Source organism: Methanosphaera sp. BMS (assembly GCF_003268005.1).
GTDB lineage: Archaea > Methanobacteriota > Methanobacteria > Methanobacteriales > Methanobacteriaceae > Methanosphaera.
The window spans coordinates 33,600-47,012 of record NZ_CP014213.1; the positions used below are offsets into that span (position 1 = coordinate 33,600).

Annotated in this window: 4 protein-coding genes; 2 read left to right on the forward strand and 2 right to left on the reverse strand. The window is 31.5% G+C overall.

All coding sequences use genetic code 11. The features are described 5' to 3' along the window. Positions 1–251: 251 nt before the first annotated feature. Positions 252–7,862: an Ig-like domain-containing protein gene (locus AW729_RS00150; protein WP_162685678.1), complete on the forward strand. Its 7,611-nt coding sequence runs from the start codon at positions 252–254 to the stop codon at positions 7,860–7,862. Positions 7,863–8,428: 566 nt separating this feature from the next. Here AW729_RS00150 and AW729_RS00155 read toward each other — a convergent pair. Further along, on the reverse strand, positions 8,429–9,796 hold the full coding sequence (locus tag AW729_RS00155) for a transposase (RefSeq protein WP_112123167.1): 1,368 nt from the start codon (positions 9,794–9,796) through the stop codon (positions 8,429–8,431). Positions 9,797–10,563: 767 nt separating this feature from the next. Here AW729_RS00155 and AW729_RS00160 point away from each other — a divergent pair. Beyond that, positions 10,564–12,048 carry a transposase gene (locus tag AW729_RS00160; RefSeq protein ID WP_112123168.1) on the forward strand — a complete coding sequence of 495 codons (1,485 nt, stop codon included), beginning with the start codon at positions 10,564–10,566 and terminating at the stop codon, positions 12,046–12,048. A gap of 274 nt (positions 12,049–12,322) precedes the next feature. Here AW729_RS00160 and AW729_RS00165 read toward each other — a convergent pair whose 3' ends face one another. Next, complete coding sequence (locus tag AW729_RS00165) at positions 12,323–13,135, reverse strand: FxLYD domain-containing protein (RefSeq protein WP_112123169.1); 813 nt, start codon at positions 13,133–13,135, stop codon at positions 12,323–12,325. Positions 13,136–13,413: the final 278 nt, after the last annotated feature.

The following is a 13,413-nucleotide window of genomic DNA, read 5'->3' on the forward strand; positions in this document are numbered from 1 at the left end:
TTTTACAAAAAAATTATAAAAAATATTTGATATTTTATCATAATAATTTAATATATGAAATTACAAATATATTATTACATATTTTATAGTTGAAAATAATAGAATATACTGTAGTTTAATAAATTCTAAGGATTTTCTATATTTTCAATAGTTTGTATAAAATATGTATTATATTAATATAATTAAAGATGTTTAACATGTTGAAAAATAAAACAAAAATGTTTTTATTATTTTCATTAGTGTTAATCACTATGATTGGAATGACAGCTATTGCAGCTGCTGATGTAGATGATTCTACAAGTGATGCACAGATTAGTGATGCTTCCAGTCAAGTAGGCGATACAATTAGTGATTTTACTAGTGACAATAGTAATAAACTAATAGAACAAACTGGTAATACAAAGACAGTTAAAAATGAAGGAGAAAGTGGAACACTATCTGATTTACAATCGGATATTGGTTCTGCTACAGATAGTATAACTCTTCAAAAAGATTATACTAGTACAAGTGATGAACAACCATTTGTAATAGCAAAAGATTTGACTATTGAAGGAAATGGAAAAACAATCACAGCGGTAAACGGTGCATTCAACATATCAAGTGGAAATACAGTATCAATCAAAAACTTAGTTTTCACGGGTAAAAATGGTGTACCTGCCATGATAAAAGTTGACGGTATATTAAACCTAGAAAATGTAACGTTCCAGGATTGTTTCAGTAGTACCTATGCAAATGCGGCTGTTTTAAATATCACGGCAAATGCAGTTGTTACCATGGATGGATGTAGTATTAATAATACTTGTTCAACCAAAGCAGCAGTGGGAGTTGCTGCTGAAGCTAAATTAGATGTTAAAAATAGTAATTTTACTGATATTGTAGCACTTAATGCTCCTATAGGTACATATGGTAATGGTGCAAACATTACTGTTGATAACTGTTACTTCTATAATTCCAGCAGAGTAAATTATGGTGCAGCCATATACATGGATAACTCAGGTTATTTAACAGTTAACAATACACTTATTGAAAACTGTTCTGCCGGTACGAGGGGGGCCATATATACAAGTGCAGTAACCAATATAGAAAATACTGTTGTAACAGGATTAAACCTTACAACCTCATCTGCTCAGTATAGCAGAGGTTCTGGTTTATGGATTGAAACAAGTACTGCAAATGTGTATCTTAAAAATAACACTTTTACCAATGGTCAAATACTAAAAGATGAGGGTATATACACCAGAAATGGATTTATCAATTCCACAGTTAAAGTGACTGTTGCAGATTATTCATTTGATGAAGGAGAAACCCCTGTATTTGTAGCATTTGTTACCGATGATAATGGTAATAAGATAGGTGGAGGAAATGTTGTTTTCACCACTGAAGATAAAACATACACGGCAACACTTGAAAACGGTACAGCATCTGTAACGGCATCCGACCTTGCATTAGATAATACTTACCGTGTAAAGGCAGTCTATCAAAGAACTCCTGAAGAAGTACAGGAAATCACTGAAGGTGTAATTACCTATGGTAATGTACTTCCGGCAATGACTGACTACACCTCCATGCAGGAAGTTATAAATTCACAGGAAGCACAAGCAGTTGTAAAATTAAACAACAACATTACACGTGCTGAAGGTGAAGAAAAAGTTGTCATTGATAAAGATTTAACAATCAATGGTGCAAAACTGGTAATTGATGCAAGTCAAGGAACAGTATTTGAAATAACCAACGGTGCAACAGTAACCATTAATGATTTAACAATCACCAACGCTGAAAGTGCTAATGTAATAAACATTACAAACGGTAACTTGATATTGGAAAATGTTGTAATTAAAGATACTACAGTAACACCTGAATATGCAGTAGGAGCACTTATTGCAGTAAAACCGGGCAGCAGTTTATTATTAGAAAATTCAATCATTGAAAATATCAGTGGTCCATTGATTGATGCAAACGGAACAACAGGTATTGGAGATACGATTTTCAGAAACATAAACGGCGGATCAGCCAACGGTGAAATATATGTAAGAAGCAATTTAACCATGAGTGGTTCAACAGTAGAAAACTGTACAGCTTACAGTGGATTCTTATATTCAGCAGCTTCACTTTCAGCATTCAGGATGAATGGAAAATTAGTTATAAATAACTGTACATTCGTCAACAATGTTATTACAACAGGTAATGCAGTAGTAAGTGTTGCTAATAACACGGAAATCTACAACTCCAAATTCATTGGAAATAAGGCAACCAGGGATTCTTCCTATGCTTCAGCAATAGGAATAAGCGGTTCATCCGACCAAACAGTTACAATGAATGTCATCAGCTGTTACTTCGAAAACAACACCTGTGAAGGGGACGAAGGTAACACTGCCATTGCAGGAGCACACTCCATTATGAACGTTACTAACTCAGTCTTCCTAAGAAATGATACCAAACCATTCTTCAGTTATTCAACACCAGAATACGGTGCTAAAGCCATATTAAACGGCAACTATTGGGGTACAAATAACACACTTGAAGATGGTGCAGTTGTCACTGAAGGTAATGAATATGATGAGTGGGAAGATGAATGGGTAACCACACAATATGACGTTACAATAGACAATTGGGTAGTAATCAACACTGAAGTTACACAATTTGAAGACAATAACATGAAATATAATGTTGTCACAACAGCATCAAGTATGGATACAAACGGTCAAACAAGTGAATTAACACAAAGTTTACCTAACTGTATAAATGTAAGTTATCAGGCAACAGCCGGTAGATTCGATAGTAATACTGTAACAATATCCAATAATGTTGCAAATAACGTATTTACTAGCGGATTGGAAGCTTCCACAGTAACCGTAAGTGTTCCAAATATTGAACAAACATTCGAATTGGAAGCACCTGAAATAGATGAAAGCAATTATTTCGGATTGGAATTAATGATAGATGGTACACCTGACGGCGAAACATTTACCTTTACAAGAGATTGTACAAGAGGGGAATCAGAAAACAATGTCACCATTGAAAACAGAAATATTGTAATAGATGGTAACGGTCATACTATTGATGAAAACAATGGCAGATTGTTCATGATTCAAAATTCAAACGTAACTCTTAAAAACCTAATCATCAAAAATGCAGGTACAACCTACAACCCATCCGTACTACAGATATGGACCGGTAACCTGGTAATGGAAAACGTCACAATCGTAAACAGTACCGCCTCTTCAAGCGGTGGAGCATTAGTATATATCAGTGCAGACTCAAATGCAACAATTAACGGCGTAACATTTGAAAACAACACTGCTAGATTCATATCAAATGTAGGTACAACCCTAATAAATAACTCTGTAGTAAAAAATACCAATGCAAACACGTCTTCAATGATTTATTGGGCATTCAACAATGGTCCGTTAACCATTGAAAACACAGTATTTGATAGTAACACTGGTTATTCTGCAGGATTTGCAGCAAATACGAATTCAGTATTAACTATGAACAACGTAACATTTACCAACAATACCATTTCAACAACAGGAAACGGTATTGTATTACATAGTAACGGTACTTTAACCATAAACAATTCCAATTTTGTCGAAAATACCAAGAATGATAGTGGAGCATTAAAAGGACTGATATATATAAGAGCAGATACAATTATTGACAATACATTATTTGAAGATAATTGTCTATACTCAACAAGTACAAGTTCATACTCCACAGGTCAAGGTATGGTATACATAGATAAATCAGGAACAAAATTAAACGTTACCAATTCAGCATTCATCAACAACATAGCAAATAATGGAAGTGCAATATTCAATTATTACGGAATATTCAATATGTCAAATTCAGTGATTATTGGAAGTCCAACTGATAATTTAATATACACGGATTATTCCACATCTTATGCTAATGATAACTGGTGGGGTGCTAATGAAGTACCTAGAGACCAATTCAGAACTACTTCAAGTTATAAGGTAATTACAGATTCATGGGTAATCATGGAAGCTGAAGCTAGTGAAGTAGCCGATGATAAAACAACAATTACAACCACATTAAACAAAGTAACCAATGCTGATGGAGTTGTAAGTGACCTGACTGGATCACTGCCTGATGGATTAGGAGTAACATATGATGTTATAACGGGTACTTTGATTGATTCAACCAACTTGATAAATGGCGTATCAACAGCAACAGTACAAACTGATGATGGTTCATACACAGTCACTGTAACACAAGCTCAGGAATCAATACAATTATCAAATGAAGAAGTTGGGGATATCATCGTAACAGAAGATTCATACAGCACATACTTCAATGATGATGGAACAACAACCTCTAAAGTTAAAGCGGGCAGTACAGTATACATCTCAGGTGAATTATCAAATAAATCATTCATTTTTGACGTACCTGTAACCGTAACCACATACAACCAAACACAGGCAAACCTTACAAATGCTAAATTCGTATTTAATGAAGGTGCCAGTGGCAGTAACATGACTAATATCATCATAAACAACACTGATTATGCAGAAGTGGCTGTATTTATTGATGAAGCAACAGATATGAACATTACAAACAACACGATTACTCAGACAAACAATGACGGTACTACAATAGGAATTGCATTTAACCAAACAACAGGAACTACAATTGAAGCAAATAATATCACAATATCCGGTAAAACATATCCAATAACCAGTAATGAATTATTATCAAGAACGGCGGCTATCCAAGGATACAACTCAAGTTCAAATTACATACTGGATAATGATGTAAACATGGTTGGATTAGGTAATGGTGCAAGTGCATCCTCTTCTGATTCAATGATTGGTATTGAAGTAAGAGGAGAATATTGGATAGATTGGACTACTTATGATATGGGTATGGATGAAAGTAATGATAATATGGTATCTGATAACCGTATAACCGTTAGTGGAGATGTAAAATATAACTATGGTATAAGGTTCGGTAACAATATTGATGGAACAATCATTAACAACAACACCATCGATGTAACTGGTACAGTCTATGCTTGTGGTATAGAAACCAATAAAGGTGATGATATACAGGTATTGTACAATAACATTAAAGCTGCTGCAGAAAACTATACCTATGGGGTATATGTATCCACAGGTGGTATGGGTAATGTAAATGATGCAACAGTATTTGCTAATGTTATTAACATAACTGGTAAAGATTGTTATGGTATTGAATTATTCGGCCCTGATGAAACAACAGTAAGTGAAAATATAATCTATGCTACTGGTGATTATGTATTTGGTATAGGTGGATATAACAGTAATCAAAACACCCTTACAGAAAACAACATAACAGTTGTTGGTGATTCAAGCAAAGTAAAACAAGTAACAGCGGACAGTCTTGGTCAGGATATTGTAGGTATCTCATTTGCTGGACCTGCTAATCCAAAGAACAATGTTGTAACTAACAACAATGTAAACGTCACAGACATAAACGGTAATGAGGTATATGCTGTAACAATCAACGGTGATGACAACGCTGTAACCGATAACAATTTATACGGTACAAATTGTATGGGTGATGAAGCTGTTAAATCTACTGGTGACAATACAGTTGAAAACAACGGTCCTGTAGGTGACATAATAATTACCAACGACACATACAGTAAATACTTCGATGAAAATGGACTATTCAAAGTAACAAAACAACTTCCAGGTTCAAGTGTATTCTTATCTGGTGAATTCACAGATAAAGACTTCGTATTCAACGTTCCTGTAAATCTCATAACCGCAGAAAATCAGGCAATATTAAATAACTCAATAATCACATTCAATTCCGGTGCAGTTGGCAGTAACATATCCAATATCATTATCAACAACAAAGACTACTGTGAGTATGTGATATACTTAGATCATGTTGATGATGTAACAATTGAAAACGTAACCATTAACCAAGAAAATACTGTTGCTGATTCAACTCACTCAATAGGTATAATCTATGGTAAAAATATCACAATCAAAGACAGTGCAATTACCACTATCGGTAAATGTTTAGATATTGATTATACTTCAAATAGTAAAGTCTTCACATCTTCAATATACTCATTAGCAACCAAAGCTTTAGTAATTGATTCAAACACAATTACCACAAAACAAAATGGTGAAGCTACTGATTATGGTACTATTGAATGTTTAGATTTACGTGGAGACATGACATATGATGAAGATGAGTATGAATATGTCGGAGAAACATTTGAAGATGCACGTATAGTAAACAATGTAATCAATACAGAAAGTGAATGTTATACATATGGATTAGTATTCAATTATGCGGTAGAAGATTGTGTCGTTGATAACAACACATTCAATTCCTACAGTACTTTCTACAGTAATGGTATTGAAGCATTCAACACTTCAAAAGTAAACATAACCAATAACAACATAAACGTTAATTCCGCAGATTTCGCATATGGTATATACTTATCAGGAATGGTTGATTGGAATACTTATGAGACAAGGTTAACCGATTTCAACTATGTTGCAAACAATACACTCGTCTGTAACAGTAATGTTGCATATGTAGTCGAGTTATACCTAGCTTCAAACAACACATTCATAAACAACAACCTAACTGCAAATACCAATTATTCAATCGGATTTGCAGGAAGTGATTCTGGTGATAATACAATATCATACAACAATGTAGTATTAAATAATGACATGGTTCAAACGGAAGTGCCAAATTATGATTCAATTGACAGCTATCCTGCAGGTGTAAAAGTAGTCTTTGGTTACATGGGATATCCTGGAGGTAACGTGATAACATTCAACAATATAACAGTAAATGCAGATACCGATGACATATTATACACGGTAAACCTTACAGATGTTGAATCCAACACAGTAACCGATAACATTTTAATTGGTGTAAATACTGTAGGATCTTCTTCTGTAGTATATACTGGAGAAGATAACACTGTTGAAAGAAACTTACCTAAATCTGTTAATGTAACAATGGATGAAATTGTCGGATTCATTGGACAGGAAACAATACTTTCCGTATCAGTAATTGATGAAGATGGTGAAGATGTCCAAGACGGTATAGTAACCTTTACTGATGCAAAAGGTAACCTATTAGGTGTAGCAAATGTTGAAAATGGATTTGCAGCAATCGGTGTAACATACAACAAGACACTTGAAACAACAATCACGGCAGAATATGCTAACGAATACATGACTGCAACTGCTGAAAACAATTTAACCATCAGAAAAGTAGTAACAATCATTACAATCGATGAATTTACTGCAACTGTAGGTGAAGAAGTTACCATAACAGCAAGAGTAGTTGATGTAAATGATAATCCGGTAACAAACGGTAAGGTCGTATTCAAAGTAAATGGTAAAACATTGAAAGATGGAAGCGGCAAGGTAATCTATGCCAAAGTAGTTAACGGTGTAGCAACCATTACATACACTGTTCCTGAAGATTGGACAGATGCTAATATCACTGCTGTTTACTCAGGTTCAAGCAAATATGAAGAATCTCAAGAAACTGCTGCCATTAACATGACTGCAACAACTCCTGCATTAACAATAGAACCTATCACTGATAGCATAACTATTGGTACACAAGTAACTCTCAAGGCTAGTGTAACTGGAACATCAAGTCCACTTAATAATGGAAAAGTAGTCTTCAAATTAAATGGTAAAACATTGAAAGATGAAAGTGGTAAAGTAATCTACGCTAAAGTTGTAAATGGTGTAGCAACACTTGACTACACATTTGCTGACGTAAAAGCAAAAGTTTACACACTTAGTGCAGTACTTATAAGCACTGAATATGAAAGACTTGAAGATTCAACTGAAATTTCATTTGTTAATTAAATGGTAGAATAATTAACCTTATTCTACTTTATTTTTTTTTATAATTATTGTGTTCATGTTTAAGACTTGTTTTAAGGCACATGATTTGATTCTATTTTTAAAGACAATTATGCATATTCTATCTATGAAACTAATTTTACAATATTGGATGATATATTCAATAGGATATGCCAAAAATAATCACTAATCTAGTTCTGTAAAAATAATAAATAAGTAAAAAAATCGTCTACATCTATTAATATAAGTTTTTTAAAGAGACTTGGCCAAAAGTATTTTAAAACAAAAAAAAGTATTACTTATATAAGTCAAGAAGAAAAAAAAACTTCCATAAACATATATTTTATAACAACCATTTTTTCATTTTAAAGCAAGTAAACAATAAACAGCATAACATTTCTTTCTTTTATTATAAAAGATTTAAACCCAGAAATAATCATACTGCATGGAATACTCTCTTTTGCCTTTGTTCAAATCAAATAACGACAAACATGTGATAATAACAATAATGGACAATAAGGGATAAACATTTTTTTATATTGCATCTATTATATATCTGGATGTCTTGGTTATAATTTGATTTTACTTGGAGTAGTCTGGACCCACTTACACAATAGCTCAAAATTGAACCTATGCTTACATTTTCGTATAATATTGGCTGCAGCGTTTACATCTGCGTTAATAATTTTTCCATTTTGTGTTTCGTATAATCCACGTTGGACTCTATTGCCCTTAAATTCATATTTAACTTTATCTTCCTTCTTTTTATCCTTCTTTTTTTTATCCTTCTTCTTTTTATCCCCCTTATTTTCAGCGTCTTTTTTTTCTTGGTATTCTGGTAGTATGTCTTCATCTAGGAAGCTGCTTTGGCTTGTGTATGATTCTTCCTGTATTATAAGGTCTATTTCGTGTATTTGGCATCGTGTTTCTAGTTTTTGTTTGAATTGTTTGAATGCTATGTGTGAAAATATTTGGTTTTGTTTTTTTCCCAGATTGGTCTTGTGCTGGAAATTATTGTTGTATCCAAGCACAATTGTACCTACATCTTGTTGTTTGCATTTTTTTATGATGAAGTTTACTGTTTGGTTGAGGAAGTTGTCTTGTATGTTTTTGAATTTTTGGTTTATTTTTCGGATTCTATTGGATGTTTTACGTCCTTGTTTATTAAGTATTGATTGGTAGTGTGCTGTTTTCTTACATTTGAAGTATATTTGATTTTTTAATTTTCTCCCGTCCACAATACATGGAGGCCCTTCGGTTGTAACAATTGTTGCAAAATTATTTACACCAGGATCAATACCCATAATTTTATCCTTATCCAAATCCAGTGGCTTTTTTTCAGCTTCATAAGTGAAATTTGCCTTAAACATCTTTCCATTATTTATAGGAATGATTTCCACTTGAATAATCTTTTTATCTCGTATGTTCTCAGGAATTTTTATTCTAGGTCTACAATTCTTTGATTCCAACACTTTCTTATACTCCCTACTTAAGGGTAATTCTATAAAACCCTCTTCCAGCTTCTTTTTAGAAGAAGTAACAGATTCTTTCGGAATTATAATGTTATGTAATCGATAATTCTCATGTTTTTTAGGCGGATTAACCTTTTGATTATATTTACCATCAATTTTTTTATTTTTCAACTCAATATATCCATTGAATGATTCAACATGCTTTTTTATAGTAGTATTAGCTAACTGAGCCTGAAGAAAAGAATATTCCATCTTAAATTCTTCTTTGACCTTGTTAATTATTGGTTTAAAATTTATTTTCTTAAAATGCTTTCTGTCAGTAGATTTAACAAATGGCGTCTTTTCCACAGCACAATTTCTCAAATAGTTAAGTTTCAAGGAAATATCCACTAAAACATTATATTGTTTCTTAGTAAGACCACGAATAAGAATACTTTGAGTTAATAAAACATTTTCATCTGACATAATCTCTCTTAGTTCACCTCCCCTATAATCACTGAATAAACATAATCACATAATATCTAACAAAATGTTCCTCAATAAACATTCATAACAGTCCCCCATATAAAGACATAACATATTACATGATTATATTATTATATTATTCATAGATACTATATAAATAAAATGAGAGCGTCTGATAAGTATTCAAAGGGGAGTCATGATAAGTATTCAAAGGGGGGTCATGATAAGTAATAATAATATAATTATTTTAAATTTTAACTAAAACAGATGCTAATAAATTAGTAAGTGTATAAAAGTATTACTCAAGAGTGAAAAAACATAATTTATGCCAACACTCTTAAATAAAAAAAAAAATAATAAATGGGGAATTTAAGTTAACATGCCCGTTAAAATAGCCATACTTTTTTTTTTCAATGTTTGAGTATTGGACAAAACTCTTAAATTACTTATTTTATCTTAATTTTCCATATTTATTCTTATTTTAGTTTTTTAATGGTGTATTGTTCTTTTTTTATTTTAGTTTTATTATTTTTTTAATTATTTTTATTTTTTTATTAATTTTTTTCTGCGTGTATTTTGCTTGTTTTTGATAGTTACAGTTAGTTTTATATATTATTTTTTATATAAATAATTATAATTATTTAATATTTAATATAAGTAGTTAGTTAGTCTTTAAACTAAGTATTAATGTTTATTTAATTGTATTTTTATATTTTGATTATATTTTGTTAGATTTATTAAATATTATATGGTTGGGTGTTTATGTTATGTATTCTGAAGTTTTTGATGAAAAGAAACGTTTGTTACGTGAGCGTGGTTTGATTAGTTTTGTTTTGGATGATGATTTGTTGTTTTTTATCAAGTTTTTTGTTGAGAATTATTGTCAGGAAATTTGTGGTTATTTTGAGCAAAAAGGAACTGGACGTCCTCGTTATCCAATTGAAAACATGCTTGGATTGCTTTTATATGCTTATTGTAATAAAGTATTTTCTCCGAAGGACATAGAGAGCAATTCACGTACTAATATTCCTTATATGGTGTTGATGGATGGGTTAACACCATCTAGTCGTAGTATTAGTCGTTATCGTTTTGTTTTAGGTTGTTATTATAAGTCTATTCTTTCTAGAACATTGCAGTTGGCTGTTGATTTGGGTTTAACAGATTTTGATCATGTAGCAATTGATGGTACAATTATTAAAGCATATAACAGTAGTTTTAATGTTATTCGTAAAGTAGATGTTAATCGTTTAATTAAAATACTAGAAAATGATAATCATGATGAAGAGATTATAAATAAGTTAAGAAAACCTGCTTATAATTTGTTAAATAGTGATATGAAGTTAAAAGAAAAACTTGACTTTTTATATCATTTGAAAGAAGAATTAAAAAGTAGTGGGCAAAAAACTGTGGCATTGTATGATAGTGAAGCTCGTTGGATGTTAAACAAAAAAGGAAAAAAAGAAATATCATACAATCTTCAAACAGCAGTAGACTACACAAGCAAACTAATATTAGCTATTCATGTTTCCAATCACCCTACTGACCATTATCAACTACCACCAACACTAACCAAAGCCATACAAAATAGTCCAGTACCATTAAATAAAATAAGTGCCGATACAGGATACCATAACGAAGTAAGCAGCAGCATACTACAAAAATACGAACTAGATGGATATATAGTTAACAGAAAACAAACCAAAGACCACAAAAAACAATACAATTCCAACCCATTCCATAAAGATAATATGATAGAAATTGAAGGAACTAATGCATTTTTATGCTTTAATAATGAACTACTAACATTCAAATACCAATACGTAGTTAATAACAAAAATAAAAAGAAACAAGAAGACCCATATGAAATAAAAAGAATATTCAACAATCCCGAAGCATGTTACATCTGCCCATACAAAAAATTATGCTTCACTGACTCACATACACACAGACAAGTAACAGAATATGGATCAGAATACACACAACAGATGAAATACAAACTCGAAACCATCGAAGGAAAAGAAGAATACAAAAAAAGATCCAAAACAGTAGAAGCACCATTCGGAACATTCAAACAACAATACCACATCAACAAACTACCATTTATCAAAACACAAAACATAGAAAACAACATAAACCTATACAGCATAACATACAATATAAAACGAATAATAAACATGATAGAACTAGAATTAGATGTAAATAAAGAATATCAAACATTTAAAAAAGAAAAAATAAAAGAATATCAATTATAAAAAAAATAGAACATTTACTAACCTCCTCAAAAAACACACCCTCTTTTTTTACAAACACCTAATAAAACAAATAAAAATATAACAATGTTAATTATTTTAATAAAAAATCTAAATAAACACAAAAAATAAGGAAAAAATGATGAAAAAACTCCAATAAAATATCAACATTGATAAAATAATAATATTCAAAAATAGGTTAAAACAAGAAAACAAGAAAATATAAAACGATTAAGCAGAAAATAAAAGAATAAAAAGTTTTGTCATATACTCTGTTTTAATTATCATTGAATGTCACATTATGTGAATATAACAATTCGGTACCGAATGATTCATAAACCTGAATTTCGGCTCTTGCCGGCTTGTTATCACTTGATTTATAATATGGGATATTCAACTTATAAGTTTGGTTTGCTGTAACATCACTAATGGATCCGGTATCATATGTTTCATCTATCTGGGCACCTTTATCGTCATACCATACGGCTTTAACCTGAACGTTTTCCAAGTTACGCTGTGATTTTAAATTTCCTTGAATACCGCCGGTATAATAACCGTAACTGACTTTTAAATCACTGGAGACATTGCTAATTTCGATTGACTGGGCCTTTGAATTCATATCATTTTCATAACTTAACCCACCGATAACTCCAACCAATATGATAATTATCACTGATGCTATAGGAACCAACCATAACATCCTATTGTCTTGTTTAGGCATTTGAGGAGCTGTTTGCTGGTTGTCACCAAAGTTATGGACATACTCTGGATTTATATTTGCAACATTGCTGACTTTATCCTTTTCCATAAATGCAACAACACCTGCTATCAGATAAAATAGGAATCCGAGAAGACCAAAGAGGGATGTTCCAATCAATACTCCCAATCCGCATACAATATACTGTGCTGCAGCTATCTTATAGTCCTTATTAAATAACCATATGCCCGCAAGACCAAGCAGACTTGATATCAATGTTATTGAACCGTTGGTCATTAACTCGGCACTAATTCCTGAAAAACCATAGGCAGCGAAGGCTCCGCCTAATCCAAATATCATAGCAATAACTGCTAATATTGGATTTATTTTCATTTTTACACCTCGTTGATATTATACATTTTTTAAAAGTAATTAATTATAAATTCATATCTTTAATCATCTTGATTTTAAAATAAAATATTATTCTTTCATTATTTTTTGTTAATCCAACTGAAATTTCATATTTTTCAAATTAATTACTATAATTTTATATTTGTAATTATTTAATAATATATTTTAATTATTCTAATCTAATTTAATCACATATCATGGGCATATAAAATCTATTTTTTTCATGAGGTGCCATGTTATATAATAGTAAAGAATAGATA

Coding starts and splice junctions, on each gene's coding strand:
- AW729_RS00150 (WP_162685678.1), top strand. CDS start 252: ATGATTGGAATGACAGCTATTGCAGCTGCTGATGTAGATGATTCTACA.
- AW729_RS00155 (WP_112123167.1), bottom strand. CDS start 9,796: ATGTCAGATGAAAATGTTTTATTAACTCAAAGTATTCTTATTCGTGGT.
- AW729_RS00165 (WP_112123169.1), bottom strand. CDS start 13,135: ATGAAAATAAATCCAATATTAGCAGTTATTGCTATGATATTTGGATTA.
- AW729_RS00160 (WP_112123168.1), top strand. CDS start 10,564: ATGTATTCTGAAGTTTTTGATGAAAAGAAACGTTTGTTACGTGAGCGT.